Raw genomic sequence first — 15,410 nt, 5'->3', positions numbered from 1 at the left:
ATGAATTTAACGGAAATCAGCCCCCGCAACGCCCTGCCCTTTTGGCTTTCGCTTGGGGTGGTGCCACTGCTTTGGTTGAGCGCTTTTGTTGGTGGTTGGACCCTTATTTTGGTGCCGCTTTGTGCATGGTATCTGATCGGCGCATTGGACGCGGTTTTGGGACTCAATACCGCCAATCCAGACCCGAACACAGCCGAAAGTGAGCTGTTTTGGTATCAGTTGATCACGATGATCTGGTTTCCGATTCAGTTTGCGAACATCTTTGGCCTGATCTGGTTTGTCACCCACACCGATCACCTCTCAACCTTTGAAACCATCGTGTTGTTCTTTGGGCTTGGCGTCTCCTCTGGCTCCATCGGCATCGTCTACGCGCATGAGTTGTTTCACCAAAGGAACACGCTGGAGCGCTGGCTGGGGGATTTATTGCTGTCGAGTGTACTCTATTCGCACTTTCGTACTGAGCATCTTTTGGTGCATCACAAACATGTCGGCACCCGCCGCGATGCGGTCACGGCGCTGTATAATGAGGGGTTTCATCACTATTTTGCACGAGTGATCCATGAATGCCCGCGTTCGGCATGGGCGGCAGAAAAGGCATTGTTGGCGCGCAAAGGAGTGTCGCCATGGCACCCACGCAACCCGCATTTTCGCTATTGGACGCTTCAGATCCTCATGTTGATCCTCGCGATTCTGGTCGGCGGCGTGCCCGGGTTTTTCCTGTTTATGTGGCAGGCGCTTGTGGCAATTTGGCAGTTGGAATTGACCAACTATGTCGAACATTACGGGCTGACCCGTCGGCATCTTGGCAATGGCAAATACGAACATGTCATGCCGCATCACAGTTGGAACGCCGCGCATATGGCGACCAATTGGTTGTTGATCAACCTGCAACGCCACTCTGATCATCATTACAAACCGGACCGCCGTTTCCCACTTTTGCAAAACTACGATGAGGATGAAGCGCCGCAATTGCCTTACGGTTATACGCTGATGGGGGTTGCCGCCGTGATCCCACCTGTGTGGCGGCGGATGATGAACCCAAAGGTCAAAGCTTGGCGCAAACGCTATTATCCTGACCTTGCGACATTTGAGGATTGGGAGCCGTATAAAAACGGCACCAACCCGCTCCCGCGTTTCTAAAACTAAAAAGGGCCCCGTCACACAGACGGGGCCAAGATGGTGCCGCGATGTCAGGCCGCAGGCACCAGGCGGTAACTTTTAAACTTCGGGAACAGAGGCTTACTGCATCTCCGCGCGTATTTGTTGGCGCAACACGTCGATCGGGACGTTTTTGCCATCGCGCTTAAAGGTCCAGTAGGTCCACCCATTACAGCTTGGCGCGCCTTCAAGATGCGCCCCCACTTGGTGGATCGAGCCTTTGACATCATTCGACACCAATGTGCCATCGGCACGCACTTTCGCCTTTTTGCGGCCGTTCATGGAGTACAATTCTTCCCCCGGACGCAACATGCCACGTTCGACCAACTGGCCAAACGGCACACGCGGCTCAGCGCGTTTTGACGTGGAGACATGCAGCGCGTCTTTGTCAAACTTGCGCACGGCAGCGATGCGTTTTTCGGCAACTTCGCGGTATTTTTCTTCGCGCTCAATGCCGATGAATTCACGGCCCAGCATTTTGGCGACCGCGCCGGTTGTCCCGGTGCCAAAGAACGGATCAAGCACAACATCGCCCGGATTGGTCGTCCCAACCAAAATGCGATGCAACAGACTTTCGGGCTTTTGCGTCGGATGGGCTTTGTCGCCCTCCTCGTTTTTCAGGCGCTCACCGCCGTTACAAATCGGCAGCACCCAATCGGAGCGCATCTGAATGCCCTCATTCAGAGCCTTCAGCGCCTCGTAATTGAACGTGTATTTGGCGGCTTCGTTCTTTGACGCCCAAATCAGCGTCTCATGAGCGTTGGTAAAGCGTTTACCCCGGAAATTCGGCATCGGGTTCGACTTGCGCCACACCACATCGTTGAGAATCCAAAATCCAAGGTTCTGCAACTCAGCGCCCATGCGGTAGACGTTGTGATACGATCCAATCGCCCAGATTGCACCATTCGGTTTCAACAACCGACGCGCCGCTTTGAGCCACTCATGGGTGAAATCATCGTAGACTTTGAAACTGTCAAATTGATCCCAAGCATCATCCACGGCATCCACTTTGGAATTATCCGGGCGGTGAAGGTCGCCACGCAGCTGTAGATTATACGGCGGATCGGCGAAAATCAGATCCACGGAGCCTTCGGGAAGGCTGTTCATGACATCAATACAATCGCCAGCCAAAATTTGGTTAAGCGGGAGTGATGCCGCACTCGAGCGGGTTTTGGTTTTCATTTTCTGCCTCATATGCGCCCCTGAGGGACGTCAATTACGCACCATTTTTGGCGTCGTTTTATGAGGACAAAGATGAGTCATTGCTGATTCCCAGTCAATTTCTTTTTCGAATCAGATACTTAGGTTTTTTCTTGATACAAGATGTTGTGTATGGGTTTGAACGAACGTCTATGGTGAGGGGTCACACCAAGATTTTGGAGTCCCTCCAGATGCGCTTTGGTGCCATAACCGGCGTTTTTCTCCCATGCATAACCGGGATGCTGTTGCGCTAAATCCACCATCAATTTATCGCGCCATGTTTTCGCCACAATCGAGGCCGCAGAAATCGACACAGAGCGCGCATCGCCCTTGATAATCGCTTCGGCATCCAGACCGAAAGCAGCGGGGATTTTGTTGCCATCAACCAACACATAATCCGCGCGGATTTTAAGGCCAGCCACGGCCCGTTCCATCGCCCGCAATGAGGCCTGAAGAATGTTGATCTCGTCGATCTCCTCCACTGAACAGGAGGCAATGGACACATCCGCATTGGCGAGGATTTGGTCATAAAGCGCCTCGCGGCGTTTCGCGCTTAGGGCCTTGGAATCATTGAGACCCGGCGGAATGCGCGCAGGGTCAAGCCAAACCGCAGCGGCCACAACAGGCCCGGCCAAAGGGCCGCGCCCCACCTCATCCACACCAACGATGCGCCTATATCCACGCAGGCCAGCGGATTCTTCAAATGTGTAATCTGGGACAGTTTTTACCATAGGCCTTGTGAAGCCGATGCCCGCCCTGCACGCAAGAAAAAAAGACGGGTGGAACGCATGAACCACCCGCCAAGTGACGCGGCCCATCGGGACGAGAAACCGCGTATTCGGATTTGAGCGGCTTACTTGTAGCCGTGACCTTTGCCATGATCGTAATCGCCGCGAGACCGTGCCACTCGGAACCCGAAATTGGTCAAACACCCAACGTCATAGGCGTCAACGCGGCCACGTTTGGTCGAGACCCGGGTTTCACAGGCGCGGGGCAGCGGAGCGCGGGCTTTGCGGTTTTGATCAACGCAGCGCTCAAGAGCAACAAGACGTGTCCGATTTTCGTGCCCGTATTTGTACTGGTGGCCATCACGCGAGGAGGCAACGGTGAGGACGCATTCATTTGGAATTAGGAAAGCATCGCCCCGGTTCCGATCGCGCCACGCATCCGGTTTGTCATGGGCCGTGTCGACAACCACTTTGTGATCGCCTTTGTTCTCGATGGCTTTGCCGATCACAAACAGCGTCAATAAACCACCCAAAGCCATGGCCACATCTTGATCAGAGGCGCGTGCAGGAACGGCAGCGAGTCCGGCAGTGCCGATTGAGAGCGCCAAGAGCCCGGCGGTGAATTTCGTGAGTTTCATCGGTCGTCCTTTCAAGTCCTGATGCCCGTTCATGGCCCATATGGCCGGGGCGAAAGAGGTGATGGGACAAAGATGCCGGGAAAGGCGAAAATCGCTCAATATCAGTCAAATGTCATTGGATAGCGCGGGCGTCTTCGGGCTTTGATATTGAATAACATCGTCCTTTCACGCAGGGTCACAGGCATGAAAGTGAGAGCCATGAAACCACACCTCCTTCCTGCCCTTGCCCTCGCGCTTGCCCTCATGCCGGGGCTGGCACAGGCCGCCTGTTACGCCAGCTATAAGGCCAAACAGGACAATCCGCTTAAGCTGCATTTCGGCGTGGCCGAACTCAGCGATGCGCAGTGTTCCAAAGACGCCGCCGCCAAGGCGCTCCAGTCGCGTTTGGCAAAAGACGGCTGGATTCTTCTGACGATCGTCGCGATGATCCCAGAGGATAAACTTGGCGAGGTGAAAGACAGTGCTGGCAACTATTTCCTCCGATACTGACAGCCGCAAGGTCTCGCGCGTTGTCATCTTTGGCATGGGGGCGATTGTCGCCATCCTATTGATTGCTGCGGTGTTTTTGTTCCTGAATCTGCCGGACGCCAATGCGTTTAATGCACGGGTCGAACGGATATTCGTTGAAAACGATCTGACCTCAACGGCTGAGATCAAACTGTTGGAAATCCTCGCCCAATCGGGCACGTCCTTCTCCGACACGTTGACCTCCTACCGGATGGTGATCTTTGTGCTGTTGATTTTTGCAACAGCTTTACTCATCGCGGCTTTGGTGTTTTTGGTCACGATCATCGCGCTGAACCGCCGCATGTCAGAAATCGAAAAGCGTGGGATCGAGGTGTCGTCCCTGATGATTTCGCGGGCTGAGCACACAGTCTACCTCAACAATATGGAATTCAAATTGACCCCTGCGGCGATTGAAACCCTGTCCGTTTTGGCCGAAGCGCGCCTTGATGATGAGGTGATGTCGGGGGCCGAAATCGAAAGCGTGATCTCGGGCCGTCCCTCTGTCGATTGCGACGAAGCGGCCGGAGCGACACGGATCAAGCGACTTCGCGATACGTTGGGCAACCAAATGGTCAGCGAACTTTTGGTCAAAAACATCGCACGCAAAGGCTATATGCTCAGTTGCCCGCCTGACGTCATCAAGATGGTTTAACGCGCGGCTTTGACCGGAGTGAAACAGGCCTCCAAACGCTCAAAACTGGCTTGCACGCCATTGGGTTCTGACTGTGCCAAAAAGTGATCCAACCGTGGCCATGTCTCGATTGATTCATCAATCATCGGATCAGTGCCAGCGGTATAAAGCCCCGCCTGAATCATCATTTCAGACCGGTCAAACACTCCCAAAAGACGCCGCGCCCGCGCAATCAACTCATTCTCCTTATCCGAGGCCGCATGAGGCAGCGCGCGCGATACGGAGCGCAAAAGATCAATCGCCGGGAATCGCCCGCGCTCGGCAATCTGGCGATCTAGGACGATGTGACCATCCAACACCCCGCGTAAAATATCCGCAATCGGTTCTTCCATATCGGACCCCGCCACAAGCACGGAAAACACCGCCGTAATATCCCCAGCGTCGCCGATCCCGGGTCCAGCGCGTTCGCATAGCGAGGTGATCAGATGCGAGGTGGAGGGCGGAAACCCCCTGAGCGAGCTGGATTCGCCCGTGGCCAGCGCCACTTCACGATGCGATTCCGCAAACCGGGTGACAGAATCGGCCATAAATAGAACCTGTTTGCCCTTGTCGCGAAAATGCTCGGCCACCGACATGGCCGTCCATGCGCACCGACGCCGTACCATCGGCGATTGATCCGATGTTGCGGCGACAATCACAGCCCGCTTCATCCCAGCAGGGCCAAGAACCCGGTCGATAAATTCGCGCACCTCGCGCCCACGCTCCCCGACCATTGCGATGACAACCACATCGGCCTCAAGTCCGGTGGCAAGTTTGGCCAAAAGCGTGGATTTCCCCACGCCCGAACCCGCAAAAAGACCGATCCTTTGCCCACGCACAATTGGCAGAAGCGTGTTGAACACGGCCAAACCCGTTTCCAACCGTTTCCCCAAAGCGCGCCGTTCCGTTGGATTCAGGGGCTGCCCACGCAAAGCACGTGGTTTATTGCCCTGTAAAATAGGTTTGCCATCAAGAGGTTGTCCAAAGGGATCAATCACGCGACCAATCCACATATCATCCGGGGCAATATGGTTTTTGCCAATATGGGCCACGGGATCGCCAATCGACAATCCATCCGGGCCACCATCCGGCAAAACGGTCACGCTCTTTTTGTCGAGCTGAAGAACTTCGCCACGGCGAACCTGCGTGCCATGACCAATCTCTACCAGATCGCCCAGCGCCGCGATCTCACTGAGGCCCGATACGGTCAACACCCCGCGAGACACTTCGATAACCCGCCCAACAGAGTGAACCGGTTTCACCGATGCAATCTCCGAGAGAAGCATTTCAAAGCCAATACTGTTCATGACGCCCTCCGTGTTCTGAAACCCTTTCTAAAGGAATCAAGGTTAAGCCTTGGTTGAGATAACTCGGAGGAGAAGCCCCGATGTTCGAGAATTTGGATATTTTTAAGATGGCAAGCGGGTTGGCCCGTCATGCCGTGACACGTCAAGAAGCCGTCGCGAAAAACATCGCGAATGCCGATACCCCCGGGTATCGGGCCCAAGATGTTGCGTCTTTTGAAGAGGCCTATGAGGGCAACCAAGCAGACACCGCCATGCGCACAACGCGTGCGGGCCATATGGCGTCCGCGGAGTCGGAGAATACGAATGGATTTCGGCTTTTTGATGCACCCGGCCCCAGTTCGCCCAATGGCAACACCGTTTCGCTAGAAACCGAAATGATGAAGTCCTCGCAGGTGCGGCACGAACATGATCTGGCGCTCTCTGTCTACAAAACCTCAATGAACATTCTACGCACCTCAATCGGGCGCAGGTAAAGGAGGCCGGCCATGTCAGATCTTCAAAATATTCTTAGTCTTTCCGCCTCCGGGATGAAGGCACAGGCCAACCGCCTGCGCCATGTGTCGGAAAATATCGCCAACGCGGACACCCCCGGATACCACAGAAAAACCGTTTCTTTCGAAGAGGTTGTCGAACAAGGCGCAAGGACCGGCGCGGTGAGCACAGGGGATGTTCAGTTGGATCAAACCGAGCTGACCCGCGTCTACGATCCAGGTCATCCGATGGCCGGTGAAGATGGATTTTACGACGGCTCCAATGTCGAGCTGATGATCGAAATTGCGGACGCCCGTGAGGCACAACGCAGCTATGAGGCGAACCTCAAGATGTTCGATCAGGCCCGGCAAATGTCGTCGTCCTTACTTGAACTGCTGCGCCGGTAGAACGCCGCGCTCAACTTTAGGAGACCAGAATGGACATCCGCTCAGCATTTGCCGCCCAAGGCTACGCCTCAACGCGGCCCGCCACCGCGCCAAAACCGGGAGCAGAAGGGCAATCCACCCAAAGCGCCTTTGGTCAGGCGGCCGCCAGTTTTGCCGACACTTTGCGCCAAGGCGACGAAGTCGCTCAGGCCGCCATGTCCGGCAAGGCCGACAGCCAATCTTTGGTTCAGGCCTTGGCCCAGACTGAACTGGCCGTCGAAGCCGCCGTGACCGTGCGCGACAAGGTTGTTGAGGCCTACCAAGAAATCCTGCGGATGCCGGTGTAAGCCATGGATGAGATGGTCTTTTATGACACGCTGCGACAGGCGCTTTGGATTGCGGTGATGATTTCAACGCCGATTCTTGTCGTCGCCTTGGTGGCGGGCCTGGTCGTTGGCCTGTTTCAGGCCCTGACCAGCATTCAGGAAATGACCCTCACCTTTGTGCCAAAACTGGTGGCTATTCTTGTCGTCTTTTGGATGTCGATGGGCTTCATGACCGAAACCCTTGCCAGCTTTTTCCACGACCGCATCATCCCCTTGATTGGAGGCCTGTAATGGATAGCGCAGGATATACATCCCTCACCCGCATGGTTGGTTTGAACAGGGAGATGCAGGCGATTGCGAACAACATCGCCAACGTGTCCACCACCGGATTTCGCAAAGAGGGGCTGATCTTTTCCGAATATATTTCCGCTTTGGAAACGGGCGAAGACAGCCTGTCGATGGCCGAGGGCAATGTGCGGCTGACCAATGACAGTCAGGGGCCTTTGACACCCACCGGCGGAGCCTATGATTTTGCCATTGAAGGCGATGGGTTCTTTATGATCGACACCCCCGATGGTCAGGCCCTCACGCGCGCCGGGGCATTTACCACCAATGATCAGGGCGAATTGACCACCCATGATGGCTATCGCCTCCTCGACAATGGCGGCGCGCCGATTTTCATCCCGCCAGATGCCGGCACGGTTGCGGTATCTTCGGACGGCACCCTCTCCGCCGATGGTCTGCCACTGTCGCAAATCGGCCTCTACATGCCAGAAGATCCCAACACGCTGACCCGCACAAACGGTGTTCGATTCATGACCACCGGCGCGATCATTCCGCAAGAAAATGCGGTCATTTTACAGGGTTACGTCGAAAACTCGAACGTCAATGCGATCACAGAGGTCGCCCGGATGATCGAGGTCCAACACGCCTACACCATGGGTCAGAAATTTATGGAGCAAGAGCATGAGCGGATCCAATCCGTCATCTCGACGCTCGGTCGTTAAGGAAGGAGCCAGACATGCGTGCTCTCAAAATTGCAGCCACGGGGATGAGCGCCCAGCAGATGCGGGTGGAAACCATTTCGCAGAACCTCGCGAACATGAACACCACGGGTTACAACGCCCGGCGCGCCGAATTCGCCGATCTGCATTACCAACAAATGGCCCGCCCCGGCACAATCAACTCCGCCGATGGCACCATCCTGCCCACCGGGGTTCAGCTTGGCCTTGGTGTGCGGCCGTCCTCGGTCACGGTACAATTGGCCCAAGGGTCGTTGTCGCAGACCGGCGGCGATCTTGATTTGGCCATCGAAGGACAAGGCTATATCGAAGTCACCCTGCCCTCAGGCCAATCGGCCTATACCCGTGACGGCGCGCTCAAACGCTCAGCCGATGGGCTTATCGTCAACTCAGACGGCTATGAGGTGGTGCCGGGCATCACCATTCCGGACGACGCGCGCTCCATTTCGATCAACGCCGAGGGCGAGGTCTACGCCTATTTCAACGACGTGATTGATCCACAACTTCTGGGGCAATTCTCCCTTGCGGGCTTTACCAATGCCAAGGGGCTTGAGGCGATCGGCTCCAACCTCTTCCTCGAAACAACCGCATCGGGTCCGGCGCTTGTCGCATCTCCGGGCGTGAACGGGCTGGGCACATTGCGCCAAGGTTATCTTGAGGACAGTTCTGTTGATGCCGTGCGCGAAGTCACCGAGCTGATCGAAGCCCAGCGTGGCTATGAATTGAACGCCAAAGTCATCACCGCCGCCGACCAAATGCTCTCTGCGACGACGCAAATCCGATGATCAAACGTCTTATCATACCCCTCATCTTGTCAATTTTGACAACACCAAGTGCCGCCGACACTGTGGTCGCTGCCCGCACAATCCGGGCACAAACGTTGCTTTTGCCCGACGATCTAACCGTGATCGAAGGCGATGTTCCCGGTGCTATTACCACCATCGAGGATGCCGTGGGCCTTGAAGCGCATGTGATGCTTTACACTGGGCGTCCGATTGCAGCTTCTGACATCGGTCCCGCGGCCATCATCGAGCGCAATCAAATTGTCTCGCTCGTCTATAGCCGTGGCGGCCTCTCCATCTATGCGGATGCCCGTGCCCTTGGGCGTGCGGGCCCGGGCGACATGCTCCGCGTCATGAACCTTACCTCCAAAACCACCGTCTCAGGCGTCGTTGCGCCGGATGGCACCGTCCGCGTCGGCGGCCCCATCTCTCAATAATCAGGATTTTAATATGCGTACGTCCCTTATCCTTCCCGCACTTTTGACCCTCACCGCCTGCAGCAATCTCGGAGAGGTCGGACGCCTTCCCTCGTTTTCGCCCGTTGAAACCTCTGCCGAAACATCCGCGATGCTCAATCCGCCCCTCCCGGACAAGATCGAAACCCGCAGCCCGTCAGATGCCGCATCGCTGTGGAATGCGTCCCGCGGCTCGCTTTTGGGAGATCGGCGCGCCATTGAGCGCGGTGACATTATGACTGTGGTGGTCGAGATCGACGACAGTGCCGAGATGTCAAACACCAGCAACCGCGGTCGTTCCGGCTCTGAATCCATGGGCATCCCCTCCCTGTTCGGCATCCCCGAACGCCTGAATGATCAGTTGCCTGACGGGGCCTCCATGGGATCTGCGGTCTCAACCAATTCGACCTCTGCCTCTTCGGGCAACGGCAGCGTCAAGCGCAATGAGAAGCTCAAGCTTCTTGTCGCAGCGACGATTGTTGATGTGTTGCCCAACGGCGTTTTGCACATCAAAGGCTCACAGGAGGTCCGCGTGAATTTTGAAATTCGTGAGCTTTTGGTCGAAGGCTATGTCCGCCCCGAAGACATCTCGCGCCAAAACGAAATCACCTATGACAAAATCGCTTCTGCCCGCATTTCTTACGGCGGCCGAGGTCAGATTTCTCAGGTGCAACAGCCCCGCTATGGGCAACAAATCGCGGACATCGTTTTGCCGTTCTAAAGGAGAGTCTCGTGATCAAAAAACTACTCCCCATTCTTTTGGCCCTTATCGGGCTTGGCGCGGGCGTTGGCGGCGGGCTGATGTTGCGCCCGAACCCAGAAATTGTCGCCATTGACCCCTGCGGTGATACGGAGGCTGCAAAGCCCAAAGACGCAGAACATGCTGGCGACGAAGACGCACCCCCGGCGGACGCCGCGTTCGAATACGTGAAGTTGAACAACCAATTCGTGATCCCCGACCTTGATGGGGGGCGAGTGACCGCGATGGTTGTACTCTCACTAAGCCTTGAGGCCACAACCGGTAGCCGCGAAGCAATCTATGCTCGCGAACCCAAATTGCGTGATGCGTTTCTTCAGGTACTGTTTGATCATGCCAATACGGGCGGGTTTAAAGGCGCGTTTACTGACAGCAGCACGATGAATGCCCTGCGGCGCGCTTTGGTTGAAGTGGCTCAGAAAACCATTGGGCCACAGATCAACGATGTTTTGGTGATCGACATTGTGCGCCAAGACATTGGCTAAACACGCAGATTGGCGTCACGTCTTTCCGGCGTGACGCTCGGTGAGGCGCTCCAAAGCATCCTTTTTCCCAAACGCCTTCCGGGTTTTCCCCAGCTGAGTCTCACGTCGTTCAGAAATCTGCGCCAAGTCTCTCAGGGCTTGGCGCTTTTCCTTTTCAATCCACCGATACCAAGCTGAATCGGCCCCCATCAGGCTCGCCATATCAAACCCCTCAGACGTTCCGACATGATGAACGCGCTGCGCACGGGCCGTTTCGATCTCTCGCAACTTCGCCTTCGGGCCCTCTTCTTCGCGCTTGATCCCAGCAAGTTTAGCCAGCTCTGCAGTCAGAGACAGATCCGCTATATCTTTGAGACTTCTAAGTTTTTTGAGATCTTTAGACATCATTTACCGCCAAATTGGGTTTTCATCTTTTTACGCATGGCCTCGGCAAAGCGGATGGAAGCCGCGACAGCGCGATAATGTTCGGGCAGGATCTGATCGCCAATTTCCACTGTCGCATACAAAGCGCGCGCTGTTGGCGGATCGCTGTGAATCGGGATTGCGTTCTCATTGGCCACCTCGCGGATGCGCGCGGCAATGTCATCCACACCTTTTGCCACACACACAGGCGCACCGCCTGCCATGCGATCCCATTTCAATGCCACCGCATAGTGAGTCGGGTTCACAACGATCACATCCGCTTTGGGCACATCCGCAAGCATTTGGTTCATCACGATGTCATAGCCTTTTTGACGCCGCTTCTGTTTGAAATGTGGATCGCCCTCTTGATCCTTTGATTCATCCATCATTTCTTTGCGTGACATACGGTGTTTGCGAATATGTTCGGTGTATTGAAACAGAAAATCCACGCCGCCGATCAGAGCAGAGATCACCAAAACAATCGTCATGAAACCGATCACCAATTTGACCAATGTCGTCGTCACCATGCCGGGGCTCAGTGAAACCGTCGCCAAAATTTCCGGCAGTTTTGAATAGAGATAAAACCCAAGCACGATCGAGTAGATCAACAGTTTGAAAAAGCTTTTCGCAAATTCAAACAGACCAGAGCGTCCAAATTTGTTTTTTGCATTCGAAATGGGAGAGATTTTTGAGAGTTTCGGCTCAAGCTTGCTGGGGGCAAAAATCATCGACCGGGTGGCGAACACTGTTGTCAGAGCCAAAACCGCCGGAATGGCAAACCATGGCAGTAAGTCCCCCCCGATGGAGGTCATAAGGCCCAACGTCCAAACCCGTCCCGAGCCATCAAACCAGGCCTGCGCATTCAGATCCGCATTGGCCATAAGTGATTGCAACGTGGTGCCAATGCCTTGAAGACTGGTGGCCCCAAGCCCCATCGCAGCAATGATAAATCCGAAATAAGCAGCCGCAGTGGTCAGGTCGTTTGATCGGGGAACCTCACCCTTTTTACGCGCATCATCAAGCCGCTTTTGTGACGGTTCATATTGCTTATCACTGTCATCATCGCCCTCCGCCATTATGGCACCCCGAACGGATCAATGAGCAGCTGCGCAAAGCCTGAGCGCCATGTTTCAAGCAAGATCGGCGCCGTGGCAAACAGCAACAACAGGCCGCCCAGTGTGATCGCTGGCGCACCGACAAAAGCGACCATCAATTGCGGCATCGCACGGTTGATCACTCCCAATGCGACGTTGTAGATGAGCGAGCCAACGACGAACGGGGCGGCGAGCGTGAAAGAGATCGAGAAGGCTTTCGAGACATGCCCCACGCCCCAGACCATCACATCCTGAGGTGCGACGAAAAGGCCGGGGGGGAAATAGTCATAGGACAGGATCAACACCTCGGCCACGCGCACATGTAAGCCTAGCATCACCGCCAGCGCCAAACCGGACACAGACAACAGGTGCCCGATAGCTGGCTGAGCCTCAACGGAGCCGCCTCCGAAAATTTGCGACAGGGATGTGGATTGTGCCACCATCGTTCCCGCGATCTGAAGCGCCATCACGAAGATCCTGAGCGCCAAGCCAAGCAAAAGCCCCGAGATCACTTCGGTCATGACACCTTTTGCCAGACCCGACGGCATCAACGCCAAGGTTTGAAGCTGTGGCGCGACAGCCGGGAAAACGATCACCGTAAAACAAATGGCCAGAACCAAACGCACACGCTCCGGGATCGACCGCTCACCAAAGGCGGGAAGAACGGCCATGACCGCACCAACCCGTAGAAACACCAGAAATGCGATGGCAAACCCTGTCTGGCTCAGCCCAATCAGATCGCCAAGCTCTACCGTCATGCCGGCACCAAGCCGACGAGGGAGGGTTTGGCGTCGGTTCCGATTTCCTCAAACGAATAGACCGGATTGTGAATGCCTTGCGCAGACAAAACCGTGCGAAGGAACCGACGCCGCCGTGTCGACGTTACGATCCCCGGATAAATTCCCGTTTCGCCAGCTTTGGCGATTTTATCCGCCATGGTTTTGGCAAGTTTGTTAAATTCGGCGGGAGGCAGCGCGACATCCGTACTCCCGCGCTCGCCCTCAATTTGGTAGGTCGTAAACCGATCCTCCCATTCTGGCGCAAGTTGCAAAAGCGGCAGGGTCCCATCTTCGCGTTTGATCTCTGAAATCAGTTGAAATCCGAGGCGCTGACGGACATGTTCGCAAATGGATTCCGCAGTGGAATGGGCGCCGCGTGCCTCGGAAATCGACTCCAAAATCAGCGCCATATTTCGAATGGACACACGTTCTTCAAGCAACAGTCGGAGCACGGAGAGCAACAAATCCATCGGCACCCGCTCTGGGATCATGTCATTGAGCAACTTTTGGTTGGCCTCAGCCCGTTTGGTGTCCGACAAGTTGCTCATTTCGTCCAGCAATCTGCGCAGCGATTTCATCGTCAGAAGGCGTGGGAAATTGCGCTTGATCACTTCCAGAAGATGGGTGGCCAACACTTCCGTTGCGCTCACAACCGTACACCCCATCAAGGCGGCGTCTTCTTTTTTGGACGGATCGATCCAGCGAGCGGGCGCGCCATAAACCGGTTCAGACACGTCTTCACCAAGGGGCAGCCCATTGGCATCACCGTAGACAAGAGCGAGGGCCTGGTCTTTGCGCAACCGATCACGGGCCTGCTCAACGCCCTGAATTCGAACGACATATGTTCCCGCAGGCAGGGTCGGATCATCGGTCAGACGGATTTCCGGCAGAATGAGACCAAACACGGTGGCAACATGATTGCGCATATTCACGATACGGGCATCAAGACCCGTTTGTTGGTCAAGAACCATCGCGACAAGGTCCGGGGCAAACTCAACATGGATATCATCGAGGTCCAAAATATCGCCCATGGACTCTGTCTTTTCTGCCTCTGCACTTGCCTTGACCTCTTGTTTTTCCTGCTCTTTTTCTTCTTCGTCATTCTTGCGCGCCATATAATACCCACTCCCTGCCAAGAGCGCAGCCCCACCAATGAACGGCACGAATGGCAGACCGGGAACAAAAGCAAAGAGGGTCATCAAAACACCGACGGTATAGAGCGCAGGCGGATATTTTCCCAATTGGCGGAAGAGAGCGAGATCAGCAGATCCACTCGTGCCGCCCTTTGCAAGTAACAGGGCAGCCGCGATAGAAATGATAACCGAAGGAATTTGACTGACCAAACCATCCCCGATTGTCAAAATCGCGTAGGTTTCAAAGGCTTTACCGATTGGCATTCCATGCACAGTCACGCCAATGACCAACCCCATAATGATATTCATAAGAGTGATCAAAAGCCCCGCAACAGCATCACCTTTGACGAATTTCGAGGCCCCGTCCAATGACCCGAAAAAGGTGGTTTCTGCCAATTCCAACTCGCGACGGAGTTTCGCCTGTTCATGGGTGATCGCGCCGGCGGAAAGATCGGCATCAATAGCAAGTTGACGTCCAGGCATACCATCCAACGCAAACCGCGCGCCCACCTCCGCCATCCGACCAGCGCCTTTGGTGATCACCATAAAGTTCACAATCAACAGGACCGTAAAGACAACCAACCCGAGCAAGACTGATCCGCTCATCACAAAACTGGCAAACCCTTCGATCACATTTCCGGCGGCGTTTGTACCGGTATGGCCTTGGCCAATGATGAGTTTTGTAGAGGACACATTGAGCGACAAGCGCAACATCAGGCTTGCCAAAAGAACGGTGGGAAAGGCTGAGAAATCCAGCGGGCGCTCAATAAAAAGCGTGACCGTAAAAATCAGAATGGCAAGCGCAAAGCTTGTGGCGAGTCCAAGATCGAGGATCCATGATGGCACCGGCAGGACCATCATGACAATGACCACCATGAGCGCCAGTGCCAACATGATCGTTGGTTTGAATATTTCTTTGAGGCTAAAGGTCATCGCGCAACCTCAAAAATGCATGTTCCAATAGGGGATATGGGGCGATAGGATTTTCGAGTGTCGGTTTGATGCCCCACGCCAGAGCGACCCAATGTGGCACTCTTGTCTGACAAAAGATCAGACCCCTTGGAAATAATCCATACGCTCATTGTCTGTCGCAATTCTTGCTATTGTTTC

Annotated in this window: 20 protein-coding genes; 12 read left to right on the top strand and 8 right to left on the bottom strand. The window is 55.0% G+C overall.

The genetic code is table 11. The annotated features are described in order from the left end of the window. The gene (locus DA792_RS17850) at positions 1–1,140 is read left to right on the top strand and encodes an alkane 1-monooxygenase (RefSeq protein ID WP_107721675.1); all 1,140 of its coding nucleotides are present in this window, start codon (positions 1–3) and stop codon (positions 1,138–1,140) included. A 99-nt stretch (positions 1,141–1,239) separates the two neighbouring features. On the opposite strand, the gene DA792_RS17845 is transcribed toward DA792_RS17850, so the two are convergent. The 3 genes from DA792_RS17845 to DA792_RS17835 form a co-directional block, all read right to left on the bottom strand. Beyond that, on the bottom strand, positions 1,240–2,340 hold the full coding sequence (locus DA792_RS17845) for a site-specific DNA-methyltransferase (protein WP_107721673.1): 1,101 nt from the start codon (positions 2,338–2,340) through the stop codon (positions 1,240–1,242). A 119-nt stretch (positions 2,341–2,459) separates the two neighbouring features. Beyond that, positions 2,460–3,089, bottom strand: a complete 630-nt coding sequence (locus tag DA792_RS17840) for a ribonuclease HII (protein WP_107721671.1) — start codon at positions 3,087–3,089, stop codon at positions 2,460–2,462. Positions 3,090–3,211: 122 nt separating this feature from the next. Further along, positions 3,212–3,724 (bottom strand): hypothetical protein, encoded by a 513-nt coding sequence (locus DA792_RS17835; protein ID WP_107721670.1) that lies wholly within the window; start codon positions 3,722–3,724, stop codon positions 3,212–3,214. Positions 3,725–3,922: 198 nt separating this feature from the next. Here DA792_RS17835 and DA792_RS17830 point away from each other — a divergent pair, with 198 nt between their 5' ends. Continuing rightward, positions 3,923–4,213 (top strand): hypothetical protein, encoded by a 291-nt coding sequence (locus DA792_RS17830; RefSeq protein ID WP_107721668.1) that lies wholly within the window; start codon positions 3,923–3,925, stop codon positions 4,211–4,213. 34 nt (positions 4,214–4,247) lie between these two features. After that, positions 4,248–4,883: a winged helix-turn-helix domain-containing protein gene (locus tag DA792_RS17825; RefSeq protein WP_439099398.1), complete on the top strand. Its 636-nt coding sequence runs from the start codon at positions 4,248–4,250 to the stop codon at positions 4,881–4,883. Here DA792_RS17825 and DA792_RS17820 read toward each other — a convergent pair. Beyond that, positions 4,880–6,208: a FliI/YscN family ATPase gene (locus DA792_RS17820; protein WP_107721663.1), complete on the bottom strand. Its 1,329-nt coding sequence runs from the start codon at positions 6,206–6,208 to the stop codon at positions 4,880–4,882. The two genes, DA792_RS17825 and DA792_RS17820, sit on opposite strands and share 4 nt — an antisense overlap. An 80-nt stretch (positions 6,209–6,288) precedes the next feature. On the opposite strand from DA792_RS17820, the gene DA792_RS17815 reads away from it, so the two are divergent. Genes DA792_RS17815 through DA792_RS17775 form a run of 9 tightly spaced genes read left to right on the top strand, consistent with a single transcriptional unit; the run spans position 6,289 to position 10,892 of the window. Further along, on the top strand, positions 6,289–6,681 hold the full coding sequence (locus tag DA792_RS17815; protein WP_107721661.1) for a FlgB family protein: 393 nt from the start codon (positions 6,289–6,291) through the stop codon (positions 6,679–6,681). A 12-nt stretch (positions 6,682–6,693) separates the two neighbouring features. Beyond that, positions 6,694–7,086, top strand: a complete 393-nt coding sequence (gene flgC, locus DA792_RS17810) for a flagellar basal body rod protein FlgC (RefSeq protein ID WP_107721659.1) — start codon at positions 6,694–6,696, stop codon at positions 7,084–7,086. Between the two features lie 29 nt (positions 7,087–7,115). Continuing rightward, on the top strand, positions 7,116–7,412 hold the full coding sequence (fliE, locus tag DA792_RS17805) for a flagellar hook-basal body complex protein FliE (RefSeq protein ID WP_074643820.1): 297 nt from the start codon (positions 7,116–7,118) through the stop codon (positions 7,410–7,412). 3 nt (positions 7,413–7,415) lie between these two features. Further along, positions 7,416–7,682, top strand: a complete 267-nt coding sequence (gene fliQ, locus DA792_RS17800) for a flagellar biosynthesis protein FliQ (protein ID WP_107721657.1) — start codon at positions 7,416–7,418, stop codon at positions 7,680–7,682. Further along, entirely contained in the window at positions 7,682–8,398 is a 717-nt protein-coding gene (locus DA792_RS17795) for a flagellar hook-basal body complex protein (protein ID WP_107721655.1), read from the top strand. The genes fliQ and DA792_RS17795 overlap by 1 nt, the downstream gene beginning before the upstream one ends. A 14-nt stretch (positions 8,399–8,412) precedes the next feature. Next, entirely contained in the window at positions 8,413–9,198 is a 786-nt protein-coding gene (gene flgG, locus DA792_RS17790; RefSeq protein WP_009570537.1) for a flagellar basal-body rod protein FlgG, read from the top strand. Further along, positions 9,195–9,632, top strand: coding sequence for a flagellar basal body P-ring formation chaperone FlgA (gene flgA / locus DA792_RS17785; protein ID WP_107721653.1), 438 nt, complete (start codon positions 9,195–9,197; stop codon positions 9,630–9,632). Before flgG ends, flgA begins: the two co-directional genes overlap by 4 nt. A gap of 13 nt (positions 9,633–9,645) precedes the next feature. After that, the gene (gene flgH, locus DA792_RS17780) at positions 9,646–10,371 is read left to right on the top strand and encodes a flagellar basal body L-ring protein FlgH (RefSeq protein WP_107721651.1); all 726 of its coding nucleotides are present in this window, start codon (positions 9,646–9,648) and stop codon (positions 10,369–10,371) included. Between the two features lie 11 nt (positions 10,372–10,382). Next, a complete protein-coding gene (locus DA792_RS17775; RefSeq protein ID WP_107721649.1) occupies positions 10,383–10,892 on the top strand; it encodes a flagellar basal body-associated FliL family protein in 510 nt (169 codons plus the stop codon). Positions 10,893–10,907: 15 nt separating this feature from the next. Here DA792_RS17775 and DA792_RS17770 read toward each other — a convergent pair whose 3' ends face one another. Genes DA792_RS17770 through flhA form a run of 4 tightly spaced genes read right to left on the bottom strand, consistent with a single transcriptional unit; the run spans position 10,908 to position 15,233 of the window. Continuing rightward, entirely contained in the window at positions 10,908–11,279 is a 372-nt protein-coding gene (locus DA792_RS17770) for a hypothetical protein (protein ID WP_107721646.1), read from the bottom strand. Continuing rightward, entirely contained in the window at positions 11,276–12,370 is a 1,095-nt protein-coding gene (locus tag DA792_RS17765) for an EscU/YscU/HrcU family type III secretion system export apparatus switch protein (RefSeq protein WP_107721644.1), read from the bottom strand. The genes DA792_RS17770 and DA792_RS17765 overlap by 4 nt, the downstream gene beginning before the upstream one ends. After that, positions 12,370–13,146 carry a flagellar biosynthetic protein FliR gene (locus tag DA792_RS17760; protein ID WP_107721642.1) on the bottom strand — a complete coding sequence of 259 codons (777 nt, stop codon included), beginning with the start codon at positions 13,144–13,146 and terminating at the stop codon, positions 12,370–12,372. Before DA792_RS17760 ends, DA792_RS17765 begins: the two co-directional genes overlap by 1 nt. Beyond that, on the bottom strand, positions 13,143–15,233 hold the full coding sequence (flhA, locus tag DA792_RS17755; RefSeq protein WP_107721640.1) for a flagellar biosynthesis protein FlhA: 2,091 nt from the start codon (positions 15,231–15,233) through the stop codon (positions 13,143–13,145). Before flhA ends, DA792_RS17760 begins: the two co-directional genes overlap by 4 nt. Positions 15,234–15,410 lie beyond the last annotated feature (177 nt).

The organism is Celeribacter baekdonensis (assembly GCF_003047105.1).
Lineage (GTDB): Bacteria > Pseudomonadota > Alphaproteobacteria > Rhodobacterales > Rhodobacteraceae > Celeribacter > Celeribacter baekdonensis_B.
Note: the sequence above shows the minus strand (reverse complement) of the source record. Positions and strands in the feature narration are given on the sequence as shown.

Coding starts and splice junctions, on each gene's coding strand:
- DA792_RS17850 (WP_107721675.1), top strand. CDS start 1: ATGAATTTAACGGAAATCAGCCCCCGCAACGCCCTGCCCTTTTGGCTT.
- DA792_RS17845 (WP_107721673.1), bottom strand. CDS start 2,340: ATGAAAACCAAAACCCGCTCGAGTGCGGCATCACTCCCGCTTAACCAA.
- DA792_RS17840 (WP_107721671.1), bottom strand. CDS start 3,089: ATGGTAAAAACTGTCCCAGATTACACATTTGAAGAATCCGCTGGCCTG.
- DA792_RS17835 (WP_107721670.1), bottom strand. CDS start 3,724: ATGAAACTCACGAAATTCACCGCCGGGCTCTTGGCGCTCTCAATCGGC.
- DA792_RS17830 (WP_107721668.1), top strand. CDS start 3,923: ATGAAACCACACCTCCTTCCTGCCCTTGCCCTCGCGCTTGCCCTCATG.
- DA792_RS17825 (WP_439099398.1), top strand. CDS start 4,248: ATGGGGGCGATTGTCGCCATCCTATTGATTGCTGCGGTGTTTTTGTTC.
- DA792_RS17820 (WP_107721663.1), bottom strand. CDS start 6,208: ATGAACAGTATTGGCTTTGAAATGCTTCTCTCGGAGATTGCATCGGTG.
- DA792_RS17815 (WP_107721661.1), top strand. CDS start 6,289: ATGTTCGAGAATTTGGATATTTTTAAGATGGCAAGCGGGTTGGCCCGT.
- flgC (WP_107721659.1), top strand. CDS start 6,694: ATGTCAGATCTTCAAAATATTCTTAGTCTTTCCGCCTCCGGGATGAAG.
- fliE (WP_074643820.1), top strand. CDS start 7,116: ATGGACATCCGCTCAGCATTTGCCGCCCAAGGCTACGCCTCAACGCGG.
- fliQ (WP_107721657.1), top strand. CDS start 7,416: ATGGATGAGATGGTCTTTTATGACACGCTGCGACAGGCGCTTTGGATT.
- DA792_RS17795 (WP_107721655.1), top strand. CDS start 7,682: ATGGATAGCGCAGGATATACATCCCTCACCCGCATGGTTGGTTTGAAC.
- flgG (WP_009570537.1), top strand. CDS start 8,413: ATGCGTGCTCTCAAAATTGCAGCCACGGGGATGAGCGCCCAGCAGATG.
- flgA (WP_107721653.1), top strand. CDS start 9,195: ATGATCAAACGTCTTATCATACCCCTCATCTTGTCAATTTTGACAACA.
- flgH (WP_107721651.1), top strand. CDS start 9,646: ATGCGTACGTCCCTTATCCTTCCCGCACTTTTGACCCTCACCGCCTGC.
- DA792_RS17770 (WP_107721646.1), bottom strand. CDS start 11,279: ATGATGTCTAAAGATCTCAAAAAACTTAGAAGTCTCAAAGATATAGCG.
- DA792_RS17765 (WP_107721644.1), bottom strand. CDS start 12,370: ATGGCGGAGGGCGATGATGACAGTGATAAGCAATATGAACCGTCACAA.
- DA792_RS17760 (WP_107721642.1), bottom strand. CDS start 13,146: ATGACGGTAGAGCTTGGCGATCTGATTGGGCTGAGCCAGACAGGGTTT.
- flhA (WP_107721640.1), bottom strand. CDS start 15,233: ATGACCTTTAGCCTCAAAGAAATATTCAAACCAACGATCATGTTGGCA.